22 protein-coding genes are annotated in these 25,893 nt (G+C 61.8%); 11 read left to right on the top strand and 11 right to left on the bottom strand.

Features of this window, described 5'->3' with window-relative positions:
- Positions 1 to 5: 5 nt before the first annotated feature.
- Together ASD58_RS07415 and ASD58_RS07410 are read right to left on the bottom strand one after the other, a co-directional pair.
- Entirely contained in the window at positions 6 to 1,274 is a 1,269-nt protein-coding gene (locus ASD58_RS07415; protein ID WP_057260457.1) for a YeaH/YhbH family protein, read from the bottom strand.
- Positions 1,275 to 1,323: 49 nt separating this feature from the next.
- The gene (locus tag ASD58_RS07410) at positions 1,324 to 3,246 is read right to left on the bottom strand and encodes a PrkA family serine protein kinase (protein WP_057260456.1); all 1,923 of its coding nucleotides are present in this window, start codon (positions 3,244 to 3,246) and stop codon (positions 1,324 to 1,326) included.
- A 329-nt stretch (positions 3,247 to 3,575) separates the two neighbouring features.
- On the opposite strand from ASD58_RS07410, the gene ASD58_RS07405 reads away from it, so the two are divergent.
- Positions 3,576 to 4,589 carry an adenosine deaminase gene (locus ASD58_RS07405; protein ID WP_057260455.1) on the top strand — a complete coding sequence of 338 codons (1,014 nt, stop codon included), beginning with the start codon at positions 3,576 to 3,578 and terminating at the stop codon, positions 4,587 to 4,589.
- Between the two features lie 6 nt (positions 4,590 to 4,595).
- A complete protein-coding gene (locus ASD58_RS07400) occupies positions 4,596 to 7,121 on the top strand; it encodes an ABC transporter permease (protein ID WP_057260454.1) in 2,526 nt (841 codons plus the stop codon).
- Positions 7,122 to 7,178: 57 nt separating this feature from the next.
- Here the strand turns inward: ASD58_RS07400 and ASD58_RS07395 are convergent, their stop codons facing one another.
- Together ASD58_RS07395 and ASD58_RS07390 are read right to left on the bottom strand one after the other, a co-directional pair.
- On the bottom strand, positions 7,179 to 8,174 hold the full coding sequence (locus ASD58_RS07395; RefSeq protein ID WP_057260453.1) for a response regulator: 996 nt from the start codon (positions 8,172 to 8,174) through the stop codon (positions 7,179 to 7,181).
- A gap of 3 nt (positions 8,175 to 8,177) precedes the next feature.
- The gene (locus tag ASD58_RS07390; RefSeq protein WP_057260452.1) at positions 8,178 to 9,407 is read right to left on the bottom strand and encodes a sensor histidine kinase KdpD; all 1,230 of its coding nucleotides are present in this window, start codon (positions 9,405 to 9,407) and stop codon (positions 8,178 to 8,180) included.
- 91 nt (positions 9,408 to 9,498) lie between these two features.
- Here ASD58_RS07390 and ASD58_RS07385 point away from each other — a divergent pair, with 91 nt between their 5' ends.
- The 4 genes from ASD58_RS07385 (at position 9,499) to ASD58_RS07370 (ending at position 12,251) form a co-directional block, all read left to right on the top strand.
- Positions 9,499 to 9,891 (top strand): group II truncated hemoglobin, encoded by a 393-nt coding sequence (locus ASD58_RS07385; protein WP_057260451.1) that lies wholly within the window; start codon positions 9,499 to 9,501, stop codon positions 9,889 to 9,891.
- Positions 9,891 to 11,141: a DNA recombination protein RmuC gene (locus tag ASD58_RS07380; protein WP_057260450.1), complete on the top strand. Its 1,251-nt coding sequence runs from the start codon at positions 9,891 to 9,893 to the stop codon at positions 11,139 to 11,141. The genes ASD58_RS07385 and ASD58_RS07380 overlap by 1 nt, the downstream gene beginning before the upstream one ends.
- A gap of 129 nt (positions 11,142 to 11,270) precedes the next feature.
- Complete coding sequence (locus ASD58_RS07375; protein WP_057260449.1) at positions 11,271 to 11,492, top strand: hypothetical protein; 222 nt, start codon at positions 11,271 to 11,273, stop codon at positions 11,490 to 11,492.
- Between the two features lie 45 nt (positions 11,493 to 11,537).
- Entirely contained in the window at positions 11,538 to 12,251 is a 714-nt protein-coding gene (locus ASD58_RS07370; protein ID WP_229209925.1) for a substrate-binding domain-containing protein, read from the top strand.
- Positions 12,252 to 12,475: 224 nt separating this feature from the next.
- Here ASD58_RS07370 and glp read toward each other — a convergent pair whose 3' ends face one another.
- From glp to ASD58_RS07350, 4 genes are read right to left on the bottom strand one after another with little or no spacing between them, the layout of a single operon-like run.
- Complete coding sequence (gene glp, locus ASD58_RS07365; protein ID WP_057260448.1) at positions 12,476 to 14,365, bottom strand: gephyrin-like molybdotransferase Glp; 1,890 nt, start codon at positions 14,363 to 14,365, stop codon at positions 12,476 to 12,478.
- A gap of 7 nt (positions 14,366 to 14,372) precedes the next feature.
- Positions 14,373 to 15,485 carry a GTP 3',8-cyclase MoaA gene (moaA, locus tag ASD58_RS07360; protein WP_057260447.1) on the bottom strand — a complete coding sequence of 371 codons (1,113 nt, stop codon included), beginning with the start codon at positions 15,483 to 15,485 and terminating at the stop codon, positions 14,373 to 14,375.
- Between the two features lie 13 nt (positions 15,486 to 15,498).
- A complete protein-coding gene (gene chrA / locus ASD58_RS07355; protein WP_057260446.1) occupies positions 15,499 to 16,860 on the bottom strand; it encodes a chromate efflux transporter in 1,362 nt (453 codons plus the stop codon).
- Entirely contained in the window at positions 16,853 to 20,098 is a 3,246-nt protein-coding gene (locus ASD58_RS07350) for an Rne/Rng family ribonuclease (protein ID WP_057260445.1), read from the bottom strand. The genes chrA and ASD58_RS07350 overlap by 8 nt, the downstream gene beginning before the upstream one ends.
- A gap of 565 nt (positions 20,099 to 20,663) precedes the next feature.
- On the opposite strand from ASD58_RS07350, the gene ASD58_RS07345 reads away from it, so the two are divergent.
- From ASD58_RS07345 to ASD58_RS07330, 4 genes are read left to right on the top strand one after another with little or no spacing between them, the layout of a single operon-like run.
- Entirely contained in the window at positions 20,664 to 21,683 is a 1,020-nt protein-coding gene (locus ASD58_RS07345) for an RluA family pseudouridine synthase (RefSeq protein WP_057260444.1), read from the top strand.
- Positions 21,684 to 21,693: 10 nt separating this feature from the next.
- Positions 21,694 to 22,353, top strand: coding sequence for an HAD-IA family hydrolase (locus tag ASD58_RS07340; protein ID WP_057260443.1), 660 nt, complete (start codon positions 21,694 to 21,696; stop codon positions 22,351 to 22,353).
- Positions 22,353 to 22,718 (top strand): Rieske 2Fe-2S domain-containing protein, encoded by a 366-nt coding sequence (locus ASD58_RS07335; RefSeq protein ID WP_057260442.1) that lies wholly within the window; start codon positions 22,353 to 22,355, stop codon positions 22,716 to 22,718. Before ASD58_RS07340 ends, ASD58_RS07335 begins: the two co-directional genes overlap by 1 nt.
- Complete coding sequence (locus ASD58_RS07330; RefSeq protein WP_057260441.1) at positions 22,715 to 23,713, top strand: S49 family peptidase; 999 nt, start codon at positions 22,715 to 22,717, stop codon at positions 23,711 to 23,713. Before ASD58_RS07335 ends, ASD58_RS07330 begins: the two co-directional genes overlap by 4 nt.
- A gap of 127 nt (positions 23,714 to 23,840) precedes the next feature.
- Here ASD58_RS07330 and ASD58_RS07325 read toward each other — a convergent pair whose 3' ends face one another.
- Complete coding sequence (locus tag ASD58_RS07325) at positions 23,841 to 24,134, bottom strand: hypothetical protein (protein WP_057260440.1); 294 nt, start codon at positions 24,132 to 24,134, stop codon at positions 23,841 to 23,843.
- Positions 24,135 to 24,277: 143 nt separating this feature from the next.
- On the opposite strand from ASD58_RS07325, the gene ASD58_RS07320 reads away from it, so the two are divergent.
- Positions 24,278 to 24,994 (top strand): pseudouridine synthase, encoded by a 717-nt coding sequence (locus tag ASD58_RS07320; RefSeq protein WP_057260439.1) that lies wholly within the window; start codon positions 24,278 to 24,280, stop codon positions 24,992 to 24,994.
- Here ASD58_RS07320 and ASD58_RS07315 read toward each other — a convergent pair whose 3' ends face one another.
- Both ASD58_RS07315 and ASD58_RS07310 read right to left on the bottom strand, forming a co-directional pair.
- Complete coding sequence (locus tag ASD58_RS07315; RefSeq protein WP_057260438.1) at positions 24,995 to 25,426, bottom strand: EF-hand domain-containing protein; 432 nt, start codon at positions 25,424 to 25,426, stop codon at positions 24,995 to 24,997.
- The gene (locus ASD58_RS07310; protein ID WP_057260437.1) at positions 25,423 to 25,812 is read right to left on the bottom strand and encodes a VOC family protein; all 390 of its coding nucleotides are present in this window, start codon (positions 25,810 to 25,812) and stop codon (positions 25,423 to 25,425) included. The genes ASD58_RS07315 and ASD58_RS07310 overlap by 4 nt, the downstream gene beginning before the upstream one ends.
- Between the last annotated feature and the right edge of the window lie 81 nt (positions 25,813 to 25,893).

Here is a 25,893-nt window from a genome sequence, read left to right as displayed (position 1 = left end):
CTGGTTCATTTTGGTTGCTTCTTGAACAGTTCGCGGAACACCGGATAAATATCGGCCGGCGTGACTATCTTCTGCATGGCGAAGTGCTGGTGGTATTCGGGAATCTGGGCGTACTGCTCCCACAGGTTCTGCGGCGGGCCGTCGGTGATCTCGACATAGGTGTAGTACTGCACCTTGGGCATGATGGTATTGACCAGCAGTTGCCGGCACAGCACGGAATCGTTATCCCAGTTGTCGCCATCGGAAGCTTGCGCCACATAGGCATTCCAGCTGCCGCCGCCGAAGCGCTCGTCGATGATCTTGTTTAACAGGTGCAGGGCCGAGGACACCACGGTGCCGCCCGATTCGCGCGAGTGGAAGAATTCGTTCTCGTCCACTTCCGACGCTGCCGTATGGTGGCGGATGAACACCACCTCGATCTTGTCGTACACGCGCTTGAGGAACAGGTAGAGCAGGATGAAGAAGCGCTTGGCCGTATCCTTGCGCTGCTCGTCCATCGAGCCCGACACGTCCATGATGCAGAACATCACGGCCTGGGTCATCGGCTTCGGCACCTTGATGCGGTTGGAATAGCGCAGGTCGAAGGGGTCGATGAAGGGGATGGCCAGCAGCCGCGTATGCAGGTGGTGGATCAGCCGCTTCAGCTCGATCACCTCAGGATCGTCGAGCGGGGCCCCGGCCACCAGCAATTCTTCCAGTTCGCGCTCGGCCTCGATCAGGCGCTTGCGCGAATTGCCGCCCACCGCAATGCGGCGGCCGAGAGCGCCGCGCAGGGAGCGCAGCACATGGATGTTGGACGGCGTGCCCGACACCGTGTACCCGGCACGCTGCGGCTTGAATTCGGTGGTGGCCGTGAGCTGGGTCTTGATCATGTGCGGCAGTTCCAGGTCTTCGAAGAAGTAGTTCATGAATTCTTCGCGTGACAGTTCGAAGATGAAATCATCCTCGCTGGTCTGGTCGCTGTTGCCTGCGCGGCCACGGCCGCTGCCGCCACCGCCCTTGGGGCGGTTGATCTGGTCGCCTTTCTGGTATTCCTCATTGCCGGGGTTGACCACTTCCCAGACGCCGCCGTGGGCGTGGCCGAACGAGGGCTCGTTCACGTCCTTGACGGGAATCGATACTTTTTCGCCATTCTCGATGTCGGTGATCGAGCGCCCCTTGATGGCGCGCCCGACCGCATCCTTGATCTGGCCCTTGTAACGCCGCAAAAATCGTTCGCGGTTGACCGCGGACTTGTTCTTGCCCTGCAAACGACGGTCGATGAGGTAAGTCATGTGCCTCCTGCCTGCTTGATTGGCGCGTCCTGATTATCCCACTTCTCAATCAGGACGACTTCCTCACGCGCAGATACCATTCGCACAGCAGCCGGACCTGCTTGGCCGTGTAACCCTTTTCCACCATGCGCGCCACGAAGTCGGCGTGCTTGTTGGCATCCTCGGCGCTGGCCTTGGCGTTGAAGGAGATCACCGGCAGCAGTTCTTCGGTATTGGAGAACATTTTCTTCTCGATCACCGTGCGGAACTTTTCGTAACTGGTCCAGGCCGGGTTCTTGCCGCCGTTGTTGGCGCGCGCCCGCAGCCCGAAGTTGACGATCTCGTTACGGAAGTCTTTCGGGTTCGAAATCCCGGCCGGCTTTTCGATCTTCTCCAGTTCATTGTTCAGCGATTCGCGGTCGAAGCTCTCGCCGGTATCCGGGTCGCGGTATTCCTGGTCCTGGATCCAGAAATCGGCAAACGTGACGTAGCGGTCGAAGATGTTCTGGCCGTATTCGGAGTAGCTCTCCAGGTAGGCGGTCTGGATTTCCTTGCCGATGAACTCGACATAGCGCTGGGCCAGGTGCTCTTTTATATAGGAGAAGTATTTTTGCTCGGTCTCCGGCGGGAATTGCTCGCGCTCGACCTGCTGTTCCAGCACGTAGAGCAGGTGCACCGGATTGGCCGCCACCTCGGTCGAGTCGAAGTTGAACACTTTGGACAGGATCTTGAAGGCGAAACGCGTGGACAGCCCGCTCATGCCTTCGTCGACCCCGGCGTAGTCAACATACTCGTGGATGGACTTGGCTTTCGGGTCGGTGTCCTTGAGGTTTTCACCGTCGTACACCAGCATTTTGCTGAAGATGCTCGAGTTTTCCGGCTCTTTCAGGCGCGACAGGATGGCGAACTGCGACATCATGCGCAGCGTGCCGGGGGCGCAAGGCGCCTTGTCGAGCGAGGAATTGTGCAGCAGCTTCTCGTAGATCTTGATTTCGTCGGTGACGCGCAGGCAGTACGGCACCTTCACTATATAGATCCGGTCGAGGAATGCCTCGTTGTTGCGGTTGTTCTTGAAGCTCTTCCATTCCGACTCGTTCGAGTGCGCCAGGATGATGCCCTCGAAGGGGATGGCGCCAAAGCCTTCGGTGCCCTTGTAGTTGCCTTCCTGGGTGGCGGTCAGCAGCGGGTGCAGCACCTTGATCGGGGCCTTGAACATTTCCACGAATTCCATCAGGCCCTGGTTGGCCAGGCACAGGCCGCCGGAATAGCTGTAGGCGTCCGGATCGTCCTGGGCGTAGTCTTCCAGCTTGCGGATATCGACCTTGCCGACCAGGGAAGAAATGTCCTGGTTGTTCTCGTCGCCTGGTTCGGTCTTGGAAATGGCGGTCTGCTTCAACACCGAAGGGTAGCGCTTGACCACGCGGAACTGGTTGATATCGCCATTGAATTCGTGCAGGCGCTTGACCGCCCATGGCGAAGGGATATTGCGCAGGTAGCGGCGCGGGATGCCGTAATCTTCTTCCAGGATGGTGCCGTCTTCTGCCTCGCTGAACAGGCCGAGCGGCGATTCATTCACCGGCGAACCTTTCAGGCAATAGAACGGCACTTCTTCCATCAATTGCTTGAGCTTTTCCGCAATCGAGGACTTGCCGCCGCCAACCGGGCCCAGCAGGTAGAGGATCTGCTTGCGCTCTTCCAGGCCTTGCGCGGCATGGCGGAAGTAGGCGACTACCTGTTCGATGACGTCTTCCATGCCGTAGAACTCGCGGAAGGCGGGATAAATCTTGATGACCTTGTTGGCGAAGATGCGGGACAGGCGCGTATCGTTGCGCGTATCAACCAGGGTCGGTTCGCCAATCGCAGCCAGCATGCGTTCCGCCGCTGAAGCGTAGGTCAGGCGGTCCTTTTTGCAAAGCGCGAGATATTCGGAGAGGGACATTTCCTCTTCCTTGGTGCGCTCGTAGCGTGCTGCGTAGTTGTCAAAAATGGTCATGTGAATGTCCTTTAATGAAAAATCTACTCGTCACATGGTCGGCAGTCGAAGCTATGGGCTGCAGGCCTGCTCAATGCTTTGCCAGCTTGCTTGAGGTGCCAGGGATTGCCCGAGGCTCAGAGCTGGATCATTATTAGCCGGCGGGGGGATGGTTGCCGGGCTCGAAACGCATCTTACGTTGATGAAATTTATTATTGCTCTATTGGATGTAGAAGTAAAGCCGGTGCTGATCCCCTCGCGCGTTGGCACCACAGTAGCACGGCTGGCCCGACTCTGCAGCACATGTGAAGTATCATGTTCCAAACGTCCAAAGCGAAAGAGAACAAAAAATGACTACCCAAATGCGCTCCATCGTGCAAAACATGCCGAAGGCCGAACTGCACATCCACATCGAGGGCTCGCTGGAGCCGGAGCTGATCTTCGCGCTGGCCGAGCGCAATGGCGTCAAGCTGGCCTACCCGTCGGTGGAAGCGCTGCGCGATGCGTATGCCTTCACCAACCTGCAATCCTTCCTCGACATCTATTACGCCGGCGCCAGCGTGCTGCTGAAGGAGCAGGATTTCTACGACATGACCATGGCCTACCTGCAGCGCGCCAGGGCCGACCACGTGCGCCATGCGGAGATTTTCTTCGATCCGCAGACCCACACTGCGCGCGGCGTGCCGATTGGCGATGTAATTAATGGTATCCATCGCGCCTGCACCGAAGGGCCAATCAGCGCCAGGCTGATCCTGTGCTTCCTGCGCCACCTGAGCGAGGAAGACGCGATCGCCACGCTGGAAGCGGCGCTGCCATACCGCGATAAATTCATCGGCGTCGGCCTCGATTCTTCCGAAGTCGGCCACCCGCCGGAAAAATTCGCCCGCGTGTTCGCGCGTGCCCGCGACCTGGGTTTGCACCTGGTGGCGCACGCCGGCGAGGAGGGTCCGCCAGCCTATATCGAAACCGCAGTCGACCTGCTCAAGGTGGAACGCATCGACCACGGCGTGCGCTGCCTGGAAGATCCTGCATTGACGCGGCGCCTGGCCGCGCTGCGCATGCCGCTCACCGTTTGCCCGCTGTCCAACACCAAGCTGCGCGTGTTCGACCAGATGAAAGACCATAACCTGCTGGAGCTGCTCGATGCGGGCCTGGTGGCGATGGTGAATTCGGACGATCCGGCTTACTTTGGCGGCTATATGAACGACAACTTTGTTGCCGTGTTCGATGCGCTGCCGCTCGGCCTGGCCCACGCGCACCAACTGGCGCGCAACAGCTTCGAAGCGGCCTTCCTGCCAGCGCAAGAAAAGCAGAAGTTGCTGGATGAAGTGGATACGTATTTTTCCGCCTTTAACGTGGTCTGACAATCAATGTTTCGACAAGCCTTGAGGATGACGGCGCGCGACTGGCGCGCCGGTCAGTTGCGCTTCCTGCTGGTAGCGCTGGTAGTGGCGGTGGCGGCACTGTCGGCCGCCGGTTTCTTCATCGATCGCCTGCGCAGCGGGCTGAATCGCGATGCGCACCAGTTGCTGGGCGCCGACCTGGTGGTGGTAGCCGACAATCCGGTGCCCGCCGCCTGGCGCGAAGAGGCGCAAAAGCGCGGCTTGCTGGTGGCCGACACGCTGGCCTTTCCCAGCATGGCGCAGGCCGGGCAGGGTGATGCAGCCCGTTCCGTGCTGGTAACGCTGAAAGCCGTCAGTCCGGGCTATCCGCTGCGCGGGCGCGTCAAGGTCAACACCGATATCGCACAAGCCAATGACAGCATCGGCACCCCGGCGCCGGCCGCGCCGGCAGCGGGCACGGTGTGGATCGATCCGGCGCTGGCCGCCTCGCTGGAGGTGGCTGTCGGCGGCACGGTGCAACTGGGCGACAAGCAGTTCCGCGTGACGCAACTGATTGCGGCGGAGCCGGATCGTGGCGGTGGCTTCATCAATTTCGCACCGCGCGTCTTCCTCGCCTTGTCCGATATGCCAGCGACCAACCTGGTACAGGAAGGCTCACGTGTTGGCTACCGGCTGATGGTGGCCGGACCCGGCGCCAGCTCCAGGCCGGCGCAGGAATATGGCGAGTGGCTGAAGGCCCTGATCAGGAAAGACAAGGTGCGCGGCGTGCGCATCGAATCGCTGGAAGAGGGGCGCCCGGAAATGAGCGCCACCCTTGACCGCGCCGATCGTTTCCTGTCGCTGGTTGGCTTGTTGTCGGCCATGCTGGCTGCCGTGGCAGTGGCAATGGCCGCGCGCCGCTTCATGCAGCGCCACCTGGATTCCTGCGCCATGTTGCGCTGCCTGGGTCTGACGCAAAACCAGGTGACGGTAATTTACCTGGTTGAATTCCTGGTGGTTGGCCTGGCGGGCAGCTTGCTTGGCGTGCTGCTGGGTTTTGGCGCCCACTATGTGCTGCTGCAACTGCTGGGAAGCCTGGTGGCCACCGATATTCCGGCACCGACCATGCTGCCGGCACTGCAAGGCCTGGCCACCGGCATGATCCTGCTGGCCGGCTTCGCGCTGCCGCCGATCCTGCAATTGCGGAACGTGCCGCACAACCGCGTGATCCGCCGCGAAGCTGCTGCCCCGAAACCTGCGGCGCTGGCGACCTATGGCCTGGGCATCGCCGCTTTCGGCGCGCTGCTGCTGTGGCAATCGAATGACGTCAAGCTGGCGGGGGTAACCGGCGGCGGCTTCCTGCTTGGTTTTGCGGTGTTTGCCCTGGCAGGCTGGCTTGGCCTGCAAGCCTTGCGCCCGCTGCGCAACGCGTTTTCGCACCAGTCATGGCGCTTTGCGGTCACGTCGCTGCGCCGCCGTCCTGGCGCCACCGTGGTGCAGGTGGTATCGCTGTCGCTTGGCCTGATGGCTTTGCTGCTGCTGACCGTGGTGCGCGGCGACCTGATGTCGGCCTGGCGCAATACCATGCCGCCGGATGCGCCGAACCGTTTCATCATCAATATCCAGCCGGACCAGAAGGATGCCATCGCCGCGCAACTGAAGGCTGCCGGCGTGAAGGAGGTGCCGCTGTTCCCGATGATCCGCGGCCGCCTGGTAGCGGTGAACGGCAAGGCGATCACCAGCGAGACCTACACCGACGAACGGGCAAAAGGACTGGCCGAACGCGAGTTCAATCTTTCCACCATGGTCGATCTGCCGGCACAGAACCAGGTCACGGCGGGCAAATGGTCGATGGGCGGCACTGCGGCTGAAGCTTCGGTCGAAGAAGGCATCGCCAAGACGCTGGGGCTGAAGCTGGGCGATTCGATGCGCTTCGATATCGCCGGTTCGCCGGTGGAGGCGAAGATCACCAGCCTGCGCAAGCTCGAATGGGGCTCGATGCGGGTGAACTTCTTCGTCATCATCAATCCCGCTGCGATGGCCGACACGCCGCAAACCTGGATCACGTCCTACCATTTGCCGAAAAATGCCCTGGCTGCCGGCAATGCTCTCTCGCGCGACTTCCCCAACCTGACCATCATCGACGTGGGCGGCATCCTGCGCCAGGTGCAATCGGTGCTGGACCAGGTGATCCAGGCGGTGGAATTCCTGTTTGCCTTCACTTTGCTGTCCGGCGTGCTGGTGCTGTATGCCGCCTTGATGGGCTCGCAGGACGAGCGGCGCCGCGAAGCGGGCCTGCTGCGTGCCCTGGGCGCCACCCGCCGTCAGCTCTCGCAGGCGCAACTGATTGAATTCATGTTGGTTGGCGGCCTGGGCGGCCTGCTGGCCGCGACCGGCGCCGGCCTGATGGGATGGGGACTGGCAACCTACCAGTTCAAGTTCGCCTGGACTTTCAGTCCCTGGGTCTGGCTGGCGGGCTTGCTGGCAGGCGCGATCTGCGCCGTGATCGGCGGCTGGCTCGGCCTGCGCAATGTGCTGAACCACCCCCCGCTGCAAACTCTGCGGGAAGCTTAAGCCTGGGTCCGTGTCCCGGCTGGGGTGTGACCCCAGGGTGGGACACGGGCTGGGCCGTTAGGCGGCCAGCGGCGGGGTGTGCTGGCGCAGGAATTCTGCGTAGGGGGTAGGCTGGATGTCGAGCAGGGCCGGTTCAACCTCGAACAGGGCCCAGTAATAGGTCTCCAGCCCTTTGCATACCTGTGGCGCCTTGCAGTAGCGGTGCCAGTGCTGGCCCACTTCATCCGAGTACATGCCGTCCGGCGGGAAGAAGGGCAGCATGCGCTTTTCTTCCAGTGCTTCGACCAGCGACTGTGGGGCGCCGCTGTCGCGTGCCATTTCCACCTGCGATTCGTATCCGCGCTCCGTTTCCACCACCATCAATTGCGCCGAACCGTCGGCCTTGAAGAACAGGATGCCGCTCGGGCTAGGGAAGGGGTAGTGCTCGACAAAGCCGTGCTCCTGGTACAACTGCTGCACCACCTTGGCCAGCGCGCCACAGCGCAGGAAGCTGAATTCGTGCAGCACCAGCATGTCGAGCAGGGTCTCCGACTGCTCCTGGAAGAAGGCCTTTTGCAGCGCTGCCACTTCCTCTTCCAGCCGGTCCAGCGCATCGTCCGCGCTTTTCTTGATATAGCGGTCGATCAGGCCGCGGTTGAAGGCATCCACCGCGATCTTTTCGTCGGCCTGGCCGGTGAACAGGATTTTCTTGCACGGCAGGTGCTGGATCGCCTGGCAGAATGCCACGCCGTTCATTTGTGGCATTGAATAATCGACCACCAGCACGGAGGGAATGGAAAAACGCTGGCGCTGGCCGGAAATCCGGTAAATCTGCTCCAGGTCCACCGCCACATTGCGCTGCTCGGCCGACTGGTTCGGGTTGTCGAAATCCACTTGCAGCGGCAATTCGCTGCTCTGGGCATTGGCCTTGAACCATTCCAGCGCCTGCAGCGGGTCATGGAAACATACGCTGGCCTGCATCGGATCGAGCTGGAATACCAGGCTATGGAGGAAGGTATCGCTGTCGTCCACCAGGACGGTCATGGTTGGGTGGGCGTAAACGGGCAGTTTCATGGTTCAGCGGCTGGCTTTTAAGGGAAATTCAAGCACAAAGATAGCATATGCGTGCTCGCGGGAGACACAATGTAGTTTCGCTTCCCACGCTTGCATCACCTGGCGGCATAGTGCCAGGCCGATGCCGGCGCCATTATGCTCCGGATAAGTGAAGAAGCGCTGGAAGATCATTGGCAGGTGGCGGGGGGCGATGCCGCAGCCGGTATCGATCACCAGCACACGCGGAATTGGCCGTCCGCCGTCAATCACGATCCTGACCCGCCCTTTGCCCGCGCGCTGCACCGCCTGCATTGCATTGCGCAGGAGGTTCAACAGCAGCATGATGGCGAGCTCATTCTGACCGCCGAAGCGAAAGTCGCTGCGCACCTGCAGCGCAACGAGCTGGCGCTGGACCTCGCCGGTGAAGGGATAGCGGCGCAATGCCGATTCGACCGTATCGAGCATGGACACGGTTTCGTGCGGGTCCAGCTTTTGCCGCACCGCTTGCGCACTAAGCAGGAACAGGTCGATCATATGGTTCATATGGCGCACTTCATACTGCATGCGGCCCAGCGCCTGGCGCATCGCGGGGTTTTCCTGCCCGGCGCGCTGCTGCATGCGCGACAGTCCGCGTACATTGGCATCCAGGCTGGCCAGCGGGGTGCGCATTTCATGCGCCACGGCGCCCAGGCCTTCGCCCAGGCCTTCCAGCTTTTCTTCTTCCAGTGCCTTGCGGCTTTGCGAAAACACCCACATCCAGCCGACCAGGAACAACTGCACCGGCAGCAGTTGCAGCACGTCCGCGGAAAGCAGCATGTTGCCGGCGCCCAGGGCGATTGCCAGCAGCACGGCGGCGGAAATGCCGATGGCCCCTGCGCGTAACGCGAGTCGGAAATCGAAGTGGAACAGCGCCACCAGCATCACCAGCATCACCTGGGACCAGGTGACGTTGGCGTGGTTCATCAGGAACATGAAGGTGCAGAAGAATGGCAGTTCATAGGTCACCAGCACCAGGGTGTAGCGATCGCGCAGGCGCGGCGGAAGGCGTCTTGCCAGCAAGCCGCCAATCCCGAGCGCGGTGCCGATGGCGCGCGCCGCCAGGTTCTCATACGGTTGCGGCACCAGCCAGCCGAAAATTGCGTAGTACAGTGGAAAGCAGGTGATTCCGAGCCAGCTTAACGCAGCCAGGCGCAGGTCGGCGATTTCCTCGGCACTGCGGGCACGCAGGCGGGTTCGGATAAGGCGTCGGATCATCCGGCAATGATGGCGGTTTGTTGGCGCATTTTGCGCAGAATCAGCACTATGCTTGATCCACATCAATACGTCCATGCGCTATCATTGCTTTATGAATGATGAAGCACGCACCCTTTATGAAGTCATCGGCGGCGAAACCAAGCTGCGCGCGATGGTTGACCGTTTTTACGACCTGATGGAGCTGGAGCCGGAGTTTGCCGGCATCCGTGCCATGCACCCGCCCAGCACCGACGGCTCGCGCGACAAGCTGTTCTGGTTCCTCAGCGGCTGGATGGGCGGCCCGGACCTGTTCATTGAACGCTTTGGCCACCCGCGCCTGCGCGCGCGCCACCTGCCTTTCGCCGTCGGTTCCAGTGAGCGCGACCAGTGGCTGCGCTGCATGGCGTGGGCGATGCAGGATGTCGGCATCGAAGAACCATTGCGCCTGCGGCTGATGGAGTCGTTCTTCCAGACCGCCGACTGGATGCGGAACAAGGCTGATTGATGGAATTGACCGTCCTGCTGGCGCTGGCCGCCGTGATTATTGTCCTGCAAATTGTCTCGCTGCTGCGCAGCCGCGGCAGCGACGTTGCCGACCAACTGGATCGCGTCGAACGCGAAGTGCGCCTGCAGTTGCAGGCAACCGCGCAGGCACAGCGGCAGGAGATGGGCAACATCCTGGCGCAGTCGCATGCCGCCACGGTGCAGCAGCTTGAAACCATGCGGCGCCAGATCGAGGTGCTGACCGAGTCGAATACACGGCGCCTGCTGGAAGTGCGCGTGGCGCTGGAGACCAAGATGCGCGAACTGCAGGCGGACAACGGGGCGCGGCTGGAAGAAATGCGCAAGACGGTCGATGAAAAACTGCACGAAACCCTGGAAACCCGCCTGACCGAATCGTTCCGCCAGGTCTCCGAGCGGCTGGAGCGCGTGCACCAGGGGCTGGGCGAAATGCAGCAGCTGGCGTTGGGCGTCGGCGATTTGAAGCGCGTACTGACCAATGTGAAGACGCGCGGCACCTGGGGCGAAGTGCAACTGGAAATGCTGCTCGAGCAAATTCTCACGCCGGACCAGTACGCGAAGAACGTCGAGACCATCCCGGGCAGCAACGCCCGCGTCGAATTTGCACTCAAGCTTCCGGGCCAGAAAGAGGGCGGGGCGCCAGTGTGGATGCCGATCGACGCCAAGTTCCCGAAGGAGCAATACGAACGCCTGCTGGAAGCGGCCGACCGCGCCGATGCCGATGCAGTTGCCGCCGCAGGCCGCGAGCTGGAACGTGCCGTGCGCGGCGAAGCGAAAACGATTGCCGAGAAATACGTTTCGCCGCCGATGACTACCGACTTCGCCATCCTGTTCCTGCCGACCGAAGGCCTGTACGCGGAAGTGATGCGCCGTCCCGGCCTGGCTGACGAACTGCAGCGCGTGAACCGCGTCAGCATCGCCGGCCCGTCCACGTTGACGGCCTTGTTGAACAGCTTGCAAATGGGCTTCCGCACCCTGGCGCTGGAGAAACGTTCGTCCGAAGTGTGGCAGGTGCTGGGCGCCGTGAAAACGGAGTTTGCCAAATTCGGCGACGTCCTTGCCGCGACCAAGACCACGCTGGAACGCGCTGCCCGCAATATCGAGAGCGCGGAAGTCCGCAGCCGCCAGATGGCCCGCAAATTGAAGTCCGTCGAAGCGCTCCCTGCCGAAGAAGCCCTGCTCATGCTGGGCGCGGCCGACAGCGTCGATGCCGACGCCGACAGCTCCACCTGAACGATGGGACTCGCCGCCCGCCTCGCGCTAGCCTTGCTGCTGCCAGCAACAGCAGCCTGCGCGTTGGGCGGAGAGCTTGAAATTCCTGGCGCAAAACCCCCCGCCCGCCCGCCGGTCTCAGTGGCGGATATGGTTCCCGCGCGCGACAGCTTCGGCCGCCAGCTAAGCCCCCTGCGCCGGCAAACTCCCTTCGCCCGCGCAATGGACGAAGCATGGAAGAAGGACGCCTCCGAAGCCAACCTGAAAGCCTGGTCCGAAGTCCTGGTCAAATGCCAGCAAGCCACCAATCCCGCCTGGAGCACTGCATTGATGCGCAGTGAGCCGCAGCAGGCCCATTGTTACCGTTACTGAATCGGCGAAAACACCCGAGGGGTTGGGGAGTAAGATAGCGGAATCATGAAAAAATGGTGCGTGCTCCTGCTGAGTTACTTCGCTCTGGCGGTGTGCCCGGTATTGGCCAGGGACCTGGAGGTCGTCTTCATACCCAAGTCGCGTGACCAGGTTTTCTGGACTTTCATGCGGCAGGGAGTCGAGCGCGCAATGCGGGAAGACGGGCATGTCCAACTGACCTGGCGTGGTCCGGCGCACAATGACGACGTCGACTCGCAGATCGAGATCCTGCGCATTTATTCCAGGCCAGGTGTCGATGCCATCATCATCGCAGCGACCGATCGCAGCCGCGTGGTCGCTTCGGTTGAGCAGGCTGCAGCGCTAGGGATCAAGGTCGTAGCGGTGGATTCCGCGTTGGACGGCAAGGCGCACACCAATTTCATCACCACCAACAATGTTGCGGCAGGCAGGATGGCAGCGGAACGGCTGGCCGGCTCGCTGAACCGGCAGGGCAGGGTGGCGATATTGCGCACCATCGCAGGCAGTGGCTCGACGGAAGAGCGGGCTGAAGGCTTTATCGATTACCTGAAGAAGAATGCGCCGCGCATCAATATCGTGGCGGACGAATATGGCGGCGGCACGCGCGGCAAGGCGGCGCGCAGCGCGGCGCTATTGCTGGAACGGCATCCCGATCTCGATGGCATTTTTGCGGTCAATGAATCGACCAGCGATGGCATGCTGCGCGGGCTGCGGCAAGCGGGCCTTGCCGGGAAAAAGTAATTCGTGGGCTTCGATACGACCGATTTTCTGCTGGAAGGTTTGGGCAAGCAGGAGATCAACGGCTTGGTGGTGCAGGATCCGCGCCAGATGGGCTAACTCTCAATGAAGGCGGCGCTGGCGGCTGCACGGGGCGCAGCCATGAAAGACCAGACCATCCTGACGGATGCCGTCATGGTCACCCGCGACAACTACGCGAAGCCGGAGATCCAGGCATTGCTGGTCCCTTAAACCAGGCCGTCGAAGACGATTATGTCGACCAGATCGCCTTCGGCGACGTTGCCTTGCTCGTCGTGCAGCACCACCATGCAGTTCGCTTCCGACATGGAGCGCAGGATGCCGGAACCTTGCGAGCCGGTGATGCGCACTTCGCGGCTGCCGTCCAGTGCCGTGGCGAGGATGCCGCGCTGATATTCGGTGCGGCCGGGTTTCTTGCGTATCGGCTGGGCCGAGCGCACGCGCAGCATCTGGTCGCCCGGCGAGTCTGCTCCCATCATGTGCAGCAGGGCGTGGCGGGCAAAGAAGTAAAAGGTGACCATGACAGCCACCGGGTTGCCCGGCAGGCCAAACAGGTAGGCACTGTGGCCATTGGAGCGGATGCGGCCAAAAGCCATCGGGCGGCCGGGACGCATGCCGATCTTCCAGAAATGCACGTCGCCCAGCGTCGCCATGACCTGCTTGGTGTAGTCCGCGGCGCCCACCGACACGCCGCCGGAAGTGATCACGGCGTCGGCGCATTCGCAAGCCGTGCGCAAGGCTTCTTCCAGCGATGCCGCGTCATCTTTTACGATGCCCATGTCGACAATATCGCAGCCAAGACGCTGCAACATGCCGAACAAGGTATAGCGGTTGCTGTCGTAGACGCAGCCTTCCGCCAGAGGTTCGCCGATCGAGCGCAATTCGTCGCCGGTGGAGAAGAAGGCTACGCGCAGGCGGCGCTGCACCGGCACTTCGGCCAGGCCGAGTGATGCCACCAGGCCCAGGTCGGCCGGGCGCAGCACTTTCCCTTTGCGGAGAGCGGGCGTGCCGGCGCCCAGGTCTTCGCCCTTGAAGCGCCGGTTGTCGCCAGTACGCACCGTATTCGGTGCAATCGTCACGGCCACGTCGCTCAAGTCGGCTGCAAGTTCCTGCGGCAGCACGGTGTCGCAGCCATCCGGCATGACGCCGCCTGTCATGATGCGCACGCATTCGCCGGGGCCAGGCTTCAATGCGGAAGGGCGCCCGGCGTAGGCGGTGCCGATCACCTTCAGCGTGGTATTGCCGTCGGCTTTGAGCTGGGCGCCGGCAAAGGCGAAACCGTCCATGGCGGAATTGTCATGTGCCGGGACATTGATCGGCGAAATCACATCGGCCGCCAGCACGCGCTCCAGGGCGCTGCGCAGTGCGACTTTCTCGATGCCGCGCACCGGCTGGATGAAGTCGCGGATGATGCGCTGTGCGTTCCGTACCGGCAGCGCATCCGGATCGTAGCCGGACAGGCAACTGGCCACATCTTTCAGCGAAGGATTCGCGGCAGCGTCTTCTTCGTTCTGCAGTTCGGTCAGCGTATTGATGTTGCGGAACGCCGCCGCGTCGTTGAACAGCACTTCGGCCACCTTGATCGACTTATACCAGCCATCCATCTTGCGCGAGCCGGTTTGCAGATAGTCGTCCAGCGCGGGCAGGGCGCTCTTGCGCACCAGGCAGAATACGGGATGCAGTTGCGTGCGCGTCTTGCCGTCTTCGCCGGTTTCCAGTGTGGATGCCACGGCGAGATCGGCGCCCTGTGCATTCAGCGCGTCGTACAGGCGCTGCGCCAGGTCCGGTGGCAGGAACGGCGAATCGCACGGCGCGGTCAGCAGCAGGTCCGTCGCGCAATGACGCAGGCCGGTTTGCAGTCCGGCCAGCGGGCCTTCGTAGCCCTCCAGTTCGTCCGGCAGGACTTCCGCGCCAAGGGCACTGTAGGCGCCGAGGTTGCGGTTGGCGTTGATGGTAACGCTGGCCACCTGGGGGGCGAGCCGCTGCAGCACGTGCGAGGCAAGCGTGCCGCCGCGAAATGGCTGCAGGCCTTTGTCGACGCGGCCCATGCGGGTGCCGCGGCCGCCTGCCAGGATCAAGGCACTGATGCTGTGTTCCATCGTCTGCTTATCCCCCGATGTATGACATTTCGACTTTGCGGTCGGCGCCCAGCGCCAGGCCGTCGGTATTGATGGTGCGCAGTTCCGAATAGCGGTCGCCGCGCACGCGCCACAAGGCGCTGATGGCGGACGAAATTTCCGCATCGCTGCGGCCTTCGCGCAGCAGGGCACGCAGGTCGTGGCCGCGCGATGCAAACAGGCAGGTGTACAGCTTGCCCTCGGTCGACAGGCGGGCGCGCGAACAATCCTTGCAGAACGCCTGCGTTACGCTGGAGATCACCCCGATTTCGCCACCGCCGTCCACATAGCGCCAGCGTTCGGCGGTTTCGCCGGTGTAATTCGGGTCGACGGGGAGCAGCGGCATTTCGGCGCCGATCATGCGCACCACTTCCGCCGACGGCACCACATCGTGCATGTTCCAGCCGTTTGAGGTGCCGACATCCATGAACTCGATGAAGCGCAGGATGGCAGGCGAGCCGTTGAAATGGCGTGCCATCGGCAGGATTTCCTGCTCGTTCATGCCACGCTTGACCACCATGTTCACTTTGACCGGGCCCAGGCCGACGCTGTGTGCAACCTCGATCCCGTGCAGCACGTCTTCCACTGCAAAATCGACGTCGTTCATGCGCTTGAAGGTGGCGTCGTCCAGGGCGTCGAGCGAAACGGTGACGCGCTGCAGGCCGGCGTCTTTCAGCGACTGCGCCTTGCGGGCCAGCAGGGAGCCGTTGGTGGTCAGGGTCAGGTCGAGCTGCTTGCCGCTTGCCGTGCGCAGTCCGGCCAGCATGGCGACCAGCCGCTCGAGGTCCTTGCGCAACAGCGGCTCGCCGCCGGTCAGGCGGATCTTCTCGACGCCGTGTTCGACGAACAGGCGCGCAATGCGCGTGATCTCTTCAAACGTCAGCAGGGCGTTGTGCGGCAGGTACTGGTAGTCCTTGTCGAACACTTCCTTCGGCATGCAGTAGACGCAGCGGAAGTTGCAGCGGTCGGTGATGGAAATGCGCAGGTCATGCAGCGGACGGGCGAAGCGGTCCAACAGGCTGCCGCTCGGCGCTTCTAATGTTGCCGGGATGGCCGGCGCCTGGCTGCGGCCATCATTCAGGAGGATGATTTTTTCGGTCATGCTGGGTGCTCGTTTACACCCGGTACGATAGCACGATGCCAGCAATTGCACAGGCCACTAATACGCGGATTGTTCCTTGCTTGTACTGCATTAAGGCTATGGCCGCGGCAGCGGCGATTGCAACGGCCGGCCACTCCCACTGGCTGGCTGGATGGAACACGTGGATACCGAAAAATAGTGCCAGGCTGGCAATGACGCCGACCACGGCGGCCGAAATGGCTGTCAGCGGGGCGGTCATGCGGATATTGCCGCGCGTGGACTCGACCAGCGGGCCGCCGGCCAGGATGAAGATGAACGATGGCACGAAGGTGAACCAGGCCGCGACAGTGGCGCCCGCAATGCCGGCCAGCGCTGGATTGCCGGCGATGGCTTGGTGTGTCCAGGCGCCGACGAAGCCGACGAAGGCGACCACCATGATGAGCGGGCCGGGCGTGGTTTCGCCCAGCGCCAGGCCGTCCACCATCTGGGCGGCAGTCAGCCACTGGAAATGTTCGACGCCGCCCTGGTAGACATAGGGCAGGACGGCGTAAGCGCCGCCAAAAGTCATCATGGCTGCCTTGGTGAAGAACCAGCCCATTTGCGCCAGGGGCTTGTCGATGCCGAACAGCCAGGCCAGCAGTAGCCAGGCCCCTGCCATCAGGATGATGCCAGCGGCGACGACGCGTGCCAGGCCGGCCCAGGTGAAGCGGGCGTGCGGTGGCGTCGGTGTGTCATCGTCGATCAGGGCGGGGGCGTGCGCGCCTTGCGCGGCGGCGGGGCCATGCCCGGCGCCGCCCAGTGCAAACAGGTCCGGGCGCCAGCGGCCGCCGAGCCAGCCCAGCAGGGCAGCGGTGGCGACGATGGCGGGGAAGGGCAGCTTGATGAAGCTGATGGCGATAAAGGCAAGTAGCGCGATCGCCATCAACGGGCGATTGCGCAGCGTGCGTTTGCCGATACGCCAGGCGGCGGCCAGCACGATGGCGACGACGGCGGGCTTCATGCCGTACAGGATGCCGGCGATGGCAGGCAGGCTTCCATAAGCCATATAGGCCCAGGACAGGCCGATCAACAGCAGCAGCGAAGGGAGAACGAACAAGACGCCGGCGATGATGCCGCCCAGTGTGCGGTGCATCAGCCAGCCGATGTAGACGGCAAGCTGCGTGGCCTCGGGACCAGGCAGCAGCATGCAGTAATTCAGGGCGTGCAGGAAGCGGTGCTCGGAGATCCAGCGCCGGCGCTCTACCAGTTCGGTGTGCATCATGGCGATCTGGCCGGCGGGGCCACCGAAGCTGACGAAGCCTAGCTTGAGCCAGTACAGGAATGCTTCCCACAATGGGACATGAAAAGGGGAAGCACTTGGCTTCCCCTTTTCTTCAGCGGCAGGCCGGTTAGCCATTCACCTTGGTTTCAACCTGCACCAGCGGCTCGCTGGCGACCGGTGGCTGCGGCTTGCGCTCGCGTGGCACGCGGATCGGTTGGGTGGTGGCTGCTGCAGCTGCTGCTTCCTGCGCAGCGCGTACCTTGGCCGGGTCGGTTACTGCCATCGACAGGCCGGCGGCAGCCAGCATGGCGTTGACATCAACTTTGGCGGCGGCATGCGCAGGCGCAGGCGCCGGTGCGGTTGCTGGTGCTGGTGCTGGTGCTGGTGCGGCAACCGGAGCTGGTGCTGGTGCGGCAACCGGGGCTGGCACTGGTGCAACCTGAGCTGGCGCCGGAGCGGCAGCAACGGGAGCGGCCGGTGTTTGCTCGGCAGCTGGCTCAACTACGTCAGCGGCAACTTCTTCCGCAGTTGCCGGTTCGACAGCAGCCGGTGCGGCGTCAGCGAATGGCAGCACGCCTTGTGGCGAAGCGGGGGCAGCGGCAACTGGCTCAGCCTCGACTGGCTCAGCGGCTGCTGGCGCGGCAACCGGCAGGTCGATAGCGGCTGGCTGCACTGGCGCAGCAGCAACCGGTGCCGCCTCGACTGGCTCGACAACGGCAGGAGCCGCAACAGCAGGGGCTGCAACTTCTGGAGCGGCAACTTCTGGAGCTGCAACTTCTGGAGCTGCAACTTCTGGAGCTGCAACTTCTGGAGCTGCAACTACTGGGGCAGCTGCGACCGGTGCTTCAACAACCGGGGCAGCAGCGACTGGTTCGGCAACCGCAGGTGCCGCGACAGGGGCGGTAGCCGCGCTGGCGACTTCGGTTGCAGCCGATTCTACAGCGACAGGGGCGGCAACAGCTTCGCCTTCAGCCGGCGCGACGGTGAACGTTGCCTCGCTTACGCCTTCTGCGCCTTCCACGCCCTCAGCGTCGTCACGCTCACGACGATTCCGGTTGCGGCCACCGCGACGGCGGCGGCGGCGTGGCTCATCGCCACCTTCCGCGCCTTCATTTTCGTCACCCTCTGGACCGGTGTTGCCGGCGGCTTTCACCAGTACTGGAGTCTCGGGAGCACCGGTGCCGGTGCCAACTGGACCGACGCCTGTTGCTGCCAGTGCCAGTTCCTCGGCCTTGGCTTCCGCTGGAACTGGTTTCTCAGCACGTGGCTCGCGCGGCTGGCGTGGCTGGCGCGGTTCACGTGGCTCGCGTGGTTCACGCTCGGCGCGCTGGCCTTGGGCCTGGGCTGCGTCGGCGCCTTCGCGCTGTTCACGTGGCTCACGTGGTTCACGCGGCAGGCGTGGCTCACGCGCTTCACGTGGCTCGCGCTGTTCGCGTGGCTTGCGGGCTTCTGCTGCCGGTTTGGCTTCCTCGGCGCCTGGGCGGGTACCTGGTTCGCGGTCTTCACGCTCGCCACGGCCGCCTTTGCCGCCACGGTTACGGCCACGCTGGCCGCGATCCTTGCGGTCGCCGCGTTCTGCGTTGGCCGGGGCCTTGGTGACGATGACTGGCGCCTTCGGCTGCACTGGCTCTTCCTTGTCACCGCCGGTGAAGAAGGAGATCAGTTTGGCGAAGAAACCTTTTTCTGCAGGTGCTGCAACAGCGGCGGCGCGTGGCGCAGCGGCGGCTGGCTTGGCCGCTTCCGGCTTGTGTTCCACCAGCGGAGCTGGTTGCTCTGGAGTAATGGTTTTGACGACGGCTTCCTGGCGCGGCTTGGCTTCTTCCTTATGGCGCTTGGAGAACGACATGTCGGTCTCGGCAGCTTCCGCCATGGTGTAGGAAGCAGCGTGGTCTTCCAGGCGTGGATCGTCGTGCTTGATGCGTTCCAGCTTGTAGTGCGGGGTTTCCAGGTGCTTGTTCGGGATCAGGATCACGGTGATGCGGTGACGGGTCTCGATCTTCAGCACTTCGCCGCGCTTCTCGTTCAGCAGGAAGGCAGCCACGTCGACTGGCACCTGCACGTGGATAGCGGCGGAATTTTCCTTCATCGCCTCTTCCTGGATGATGCGCAGCACCTGCAGGGCGGACGATTCGGTATCGCGGATGTGGCCGGTGCCGGAGCAGCGCGGGCAAGTCACGTGCGAGCCTTCCGACAGGGAAGGGCGCAGGCGCTGGCGCGACAGTTCCATCAGGCCGAAGCGGGAAATCTTGCCCATCTGGACGCGGGCACGGTCGTGGTGCAGGGCGTCTTTCAGGCGCTGTTCGACTTCGCGCTGGTTCTTCGACACTTCCATGTCGATGAAGTCGATCACGATCAGGCCGCCCAGGTCGCGCAGGCGCAGCTGGCGGGCCACTTCGTCGGCGGCTTCGCAGTTGGTGTGGAATGCAGTGGTTTCGATGTCCGAACCGCGGGTGGCGCGGGCCGAGTTGACGTCGATGGAGACCAGGGCTTCGGTGTGGTCGATCACGATCGCGCCGCCGGATGGCAGTGGAACCGTGCGCGAGTAGGCGGTTTCGATCTGGTGTTCGATCTGGAAACGGGAGAACAGCGGCACGTCGTCGCTGTAGCGCTTCACGCGGTGCACCATGTCCGGCATGACATGCGACATGAACTGGTGCGCCTGTTCGTAGATCTCGTCGGTATCGATCAGGATCTCGCCGATATCAGGCTGGAAATAGTCACGAATGGCGCGGATCACCAGCGACGATTCCTGGTAGATCAGGAAGGCCCCGGAGGCTGCCTTGGAGGCGCCTTCGATGGCGCGCCACAGTTGCATCAGGTAGTTCAAGTCCCACTGCAGCTCTTCCACGGTACGGCCGATGCCGGCGGTACGGGCGATCACCGACATGCCTTGCGGCAGGTCCAGCTTGTCCATGGTTTCGCGCAATTCCTGGCGCTCTTCGCCCTCCACCCGGCGCGATACACCGCCACCGCGCGGGTTGTTCGGCATCAGCACCAGGTAGCGGCCGGCCAGCGAAATGAAGGAGGTCAGCGCCGCGCCTTTATTGCCGCGTTCTTCCTTCTCCACCTGCACCATGATTTCCTGGCCTTCGCGCAGCGCTTCCTTGACGGATGCATTGCGCACGTCGACGCCTTCGCGGAAATAGGAACGGGCAACTTCTTTAAAGGGGAGGAAGCCGTGGCGGTCTTCGCCGTAGCTGACGAAGCAAGCTTCGAGGGAGGGTTCGATTCGAGTGATGACGCCTTTGTAGATATTGGACTTGCGCTGCTCTCGTCCGGCGGTCTCGATGTCGATGTCGATCAATTTCTGACCGTCGACAATGGCTACGCGCAACTCTTCTTGCTGCGTAGCATTAAACAACATGCGTTTCATTTTTATTAACTCCGCGACCCTTGGGCCATGTCAAAGCCGCCTCCGTGGAGACGGCGAAGTACAAGGATATACGCGTGAATTAAGGAGGCTGTAGGGGGAAATGCCTCGTCATGCGGCAGGCGCGAAACGCTGCCGCCGCATTGGGCGCATGAAGCAAATCGTCATGCCGAGTTTGCGCACTGCGTGCAACATCATCCAACGGCCCGAGCGTTGCCGGGTGGCGGGAGAATGCAGGCGTGCGCACATCGTCGGGCCGGGGCATCTTGTATGGTGCCTTGGCGAAACGGCAAGCGTTATCCACTTCATCAACCAGCGAGCAACGACTGTAGTGCTTGCTCGCCGGACTTATCCTAACAATCCAGCCAGTCTAATTCAGCACACGAGCGCTCGAGCCGATGACAACAGTGGTTGCGACCCTGATCGGCGCACGAATGTGCGTATACAATTTTTCCCACTGAATTTGCGTTTGGCGAGGCCAGTGGATACGCCCCTGTGTAAAATGTACGTTTAATTCTTTACACGTGCAGCAATTTAAAAACTGCGGCAGAACGATTATATATTCAAAATGAAGGACTTAGAGAGAAATTCTGGGAAGCCAGGCCAAAACAAGGCGCAAAAAGCCGAATCCGCTTCCCCCCAACAGGTCCTGCCGCAAGCACAATTCGTCACAATCACTGAAGAAGAGGCCGGTCAGCGGATCGATAACTACCTGTTGCGTGTTTGCAAAGGTGTGCCGAAGAGCCACGTCTATCGTATCCTGCGCTCGGGTGAAGTACGGGTCAACAAGGGCCGCATCGACCAGCTGTACCGCCTGAATGCCGGCGACTTGGTCCGGATTCCGCCGATTCGCATTGCTGAAAAGCAAGAGTCGACGGTCCCGGCCGCCGAATTCCCCGTGATTTTCGAAGACGCCAACTTGCTGGTGATCGACAAACCGTGCGGCGTGGCCGTGCACGGCGGCTCCGGCGTGTCGTTCGGCGTGATCGAGCAACTGCGCGCAGCACGCCCGGACGCCAAGTTCCTGGAACTGGTGCACCGCCTGGACCGCGAAACCTCCGGCCTGCTGCTGATCGCCAAGAAACGTACCGCACTGACCAACCTGCACGACCAGATGCGCGACGGTGCGACCGACAAGCGCTATCTGGCCCTGGCCGTTGGCGACTGGAAGAACAAACGCCAGCACGTCAAGTTGGCATTGCATAAATATACGCTGCCGGACGGCGAGCGCCGCGTGCGGGTGCAGGCCGACGGCCAGGCCTCGCATACCGTGTTCAGCCTGCTGCAAAAGTTCGACGGTTTCGCCTTGCTGGAAGCCGAGCTGAAAACCGGACGCACCCACCAGATTCGCGTTCATCTGCAATCTTCGGGCTTCCCCATCGCTGGCGACGACAAATACGGCGATTTCGCGCTGAACAAGGCGCTGCAGAAAGCCACCGAAACCCGCGGTGCACTGAAACGGATGTTCTTGCACGCCCACCAGATTACGTTTACTCACCCGGAAACGGGCAAGCCGATGACCTTGAATGCGCCTTTGGCCGCCGAATGCCAGCGATTCTTGGTAAGCTTGGGGAAACCATTGAATTGAGAAAAAAATAATGCCGCGCAAGCAATTTGACCTGATCGTCTTCGATTGGGATGGCACGCTCATGGACAGCACCGCCACTATCGTGAAATGCATCCAGGCCGCCGCCAAGGACCTGGCCCTGCCAATCCCGAGCCGGGAGCAGGCGGCCCATGTCATCGGGCTGGGCCTGGGTGAAGCCATGCAGGTGGCGATGCCGGGCCTCGACCCCAAGGTGTATCCGCGCATGATCGAGCGCTATCGCTACCATTACCTGGCAAAAGACCACGAATTGACGCTGTTTGATGGCGTTCCGGAGATGCTGCAGGATTTGTCGCAGCAAGGCTTCTTCCTGGCGGTCGCCACCGGCAAGAGCCGGGTGGGCCTGAATCGCGCTCTGAACGCCGCCGGCCTGCTGTCGACCTTTGACGCCACGCGCTGCGCCGACGAGACCTTCTCCAAGCCGCACCCGGCCATGTTGCAGGAACTGACCCGCGAGCTGGGCCAGGATTTGAAGCGCACCGTCATGATCGGCGACACGACACACGACCTGATGATGGCGCAAAATGCGGGATCTTCCGGCATCGCCGTCGAATATGGCGCCCATCCGCTTGATCAACTGGCCGCCTGCAACCCGGTGTATTCGGCCCGCACGGTGCCGCAATTGCACCAGTGGCTGAACGAGTACGCGTAATGGACGCTGACATCCTGGTCTGTGCTGCCGAGGCGCTGCTGGAAGGCGGCAAGGGCATCCGTTTCCCCCTGCGCGCTGGCGGTGAAGATACCACTGGCTTCGTGGTGCGCTACGGCGGCAAGGTGTATGGCTACCTGAACCGCTGCGCCCACGTGCCGATCGAGCTCGACTGGGCGGAGGGGGAGTTCTTCGAATCCAGCGGCCTTTATATTATGTGTTCCACACACGGCGCCATTTATATGCCTGAAAATGGCCAGTGCGCCGGCGGCCCATGCCGCGGCGGCCGTTTACGCCCGATTGCCGTGTCCGAGCGTGATGAAAACATTTATTGGCAGCCCGACGACTATGTGCGCCCAAGACCATGAGTGATAACAACGAGAACAATAACCAGCAGCCAGTCCCGCCAGCCGAGAACCCGCCCATCAAGTGGGAACGCGAGGTTCTGGAAAAGCTGGTATTCGCCACGCTGAAAGAGCAGCGTGCCAACCGCCGCTGGAGCATCTTCTTCAAGGTGTCGACGCTGGCCATCATTTTCTTCGCCCTGGCCAGCTACTTCGGCGTCAACCTGATGGGCGGCGATGCTGAAGCGCTGGGCCGCCATACCGCCCTGATCGAAATCGAGGGCAGCATTGAATCTGAAGGCAGCGGCGCTGCCGACGTGGTGATTCCCGCACTGAACAAAGCTTTCTCGGACACCGGCTCGGTGGCCATCGTCCTGCACATCAACAGCCCGGGTGGCAGCGCTGTCCAGGCCGGCATGATCGTGGACGAAATCCGCCGCCTGCGCCACGGCTACCCGCAAAAGCCGCTCTATGTGGTGGTCGATGAAATCTGCGCGTCGGGCGGCTACTACATCGCTTCGGCTGCGGACCGCATCTACGTCAACAAGGCCAGCATCATCGGTTCGATCGGCGTGCTGATGGACGGTTTTGGCTTCACCGGCACCATGGAAAAGCTGGGCGTCGAACGCCGCCTGCTGACGGCTGGCGAGAACAAGGGCTTCATGGATCCGTTCAGCCCGCAGTCGGACAAGCAGAAACAGCATGCCCAGAGCATGCTCAAGGAAATCCACGCGCAATTCATCGACGTGGTGCGTACCGGCCGTGGCAAACGCCTGAAAGAAACGCCTGATATGTTCTCCGGCCTGTACTGGACGGGGGCACGCGCCATCGAAATGGGCTTGGCCGATGACCTGGGCAGCGTGGACAGCGTGGCGCGCGATATAGTGAAAGCCGAAGATATCGTCGACTACACCCAGCATGAAAACCTGCCTGAGCGCGTGCTGAAGAAATTTGGCGCAGCCGTCGGTTACGGCGCAATCAAGGCCGCAGCCGATGCGGCCAAGCCGAGCTTGCGCTGAGCTATTGCCTGGAATGGCTCAGCAGTTAACATTGGCATTTTTGCTTGCCATTTCCCCGACGTGGACTATATTGACGGTGTAGTTCGATTCAAGGGGAGGGCGATCAGCAATCAATTCTTGAGGCAGACTACGCAGCCGCATTACGGATGCGGACTTGAGTGAATTCACATTCCTCGTCACTGTCTCTTTGGGAGGCAAGAGAACGGCGGCCCCTGGCCGCTGTTTTCGTTTCCGCGTTCTGCTCTTCGGTTGAAAAGCCCCCTTGCAGCAGCCACTCCAGCAGCTCAGCACCTTGCTGGTGACGCCACAAAGCTTGCGGCATTGCGCCTGCCTGGCCACTCCAGCGCGCTACGGCCAGCTTGGTTTCCAGCGAAGCGGCATGAGCCTGGGCCAACGACTTACGGTTGATGTAGAGCTTCATTGCTGAGATCTCCCAAAGAAATTCCTATAGCCCAGTCAGCAGATTCCTAATGCTATTTAAGTGTACCAACTCGACTGTCACGCCCTTTGATCTGCATCAATAGGGAGGCTTGCGGTAGCGTAAATCCGGTAAAATCCCGCCCCATGAGTAAATTATCCCTGGACCGAATCCTGCAGTCGCAAGGCTTCGGCACCCGTAAATACTGCCGCGCCCTGATTGAAGACGGTGACGTTTCCATCGGCGGCGAAGTGCAGGACAACTATAAAGCGACTATTGAAACCGACGGCCTGGTGCTGGAAGTGTTTGGCGAAGAGTGGGTTTATCGCGAACACCTCTATATTGCGCTGTACAAGCCGTCCGATTACGAATGCTCCCGTAAGCCCAGCCATCATCCCGGTGTGCTGACCTTGCTTCCTGAGCAATTTACCTGGCGTGAAGTCCAGCCGGTTGGCCGACTCGACCACGACACCACCGGCATGCTGCTGATGTCGGACGACGGCCCGTTCATCCATGCCCAGTCCTCACCCAAGCGCCATGTGCCCAAGGTCTACCTGGCCACTACGGCAGAACCGGTGACCGACGAGCTGGTGGCCCAGATGCTGGCGGGCGTCCAGTTGCACGATGAGCCGGCTCCGCTGGCTGCTGTCACCTGCATCAAGCGCGGCGAGAACCAGCTCGAGATCGTCCTGGAGCAAGGCAAGTACCACCAGGTCAAGCGCATGCTCGCTGCCGCCGGCAATCACTGCTCTGCGCTGCATCGTTCCGCCATCGGCCAACTGCAACTCGCCTCGCTTGGCCTGCAGGAAGGCGAGTGGTGCTATCTGTCACCTGAACAGCTTGCGCTGCTGGCGCCGGTCTGATCACTGTTTCTTCATCATGGCCGCATGCCCGGCGGCCATCTCCTGCTTGCTCAGGAAACCGTCCTTGTCGGTATCCATTTTTGCAAACATCGATGCCGAGGCTTTGGCGTGCTCTTCGGCAGTGAGCACGCCGTCGCCGTCAGCGTCGACGGCCTTGATCTTGTCGGCTGCCGGCATGTCCGATTTCTTCGCCGCCTGGCCGCTGATGGCCTGGTGGGCTGCCGCCATTTCTGCGGCAGTTACCTTGCCGTCATGGTTGGCATCCATCTTCCCGAACATTTGCTTCGCGCCGGCCGCATGCTCGCTTGCGGATACCTTGCCGTCCCGGTCGGCATCCATTGCGGTGAATTCTTTGTCCACATCAGGTGTTGCTGCCAGCGCGTGCACTGAAATCAGCGCGCCCGCAATCAAGCCAAGTGTTTTCGGATTCATAAAGCCTCCTGTCCGCTCACAATGCTGAGGATATTGCCGTCGACATCCTTGAACCATGCCACTTTCATATGGCCGCCGACATGGATGTCGCCTTCAAGTGTCAGGCCTGGCAAATCGTAATGTTCGAATGCCACACCCTTGGCCTTGAGTCTTGCGGCAATGGATTCCAATTCGCTGCCGACATTCCACATGAGGGTGGTAGCTTTATTGGTGCCGGCGTATTCCGAACGATAGACGTTGAGCTTGCTCGTGCCACTGCGGAAAACCATGACCTGCTGTTCCGGGCTGTCGAGCTTTTCCAGGCCGAGCACGTCCCCGTAGAATTTGGCGGCGGCGTCAAGGTCTTTCACAGCAATCATCGCGATTGCGTCCTTGTCGGCAAACATGATTCGCCTCCAGCGGTTTGAATGACAAGCCGAGACTAGGCCCCAGAGCGAATTGCGTCCGTTCGCTGCCGCACGCGGGCT

Origin of the sequence: Duganella sp. Root1480D1, from assembly GCF_001427305.1 — a bacterium.
Taxonomy (GTDB): Bacteria; Pseudomonadota; Gammaproteobacteria; order Burkholderiales; family Burkholderiaceae_D; genus Rugamonas.
Note: the sequence above shows the minus strand (reverse complement) of the source record. Positions and strands in the feature narration are given on the sequence as shown.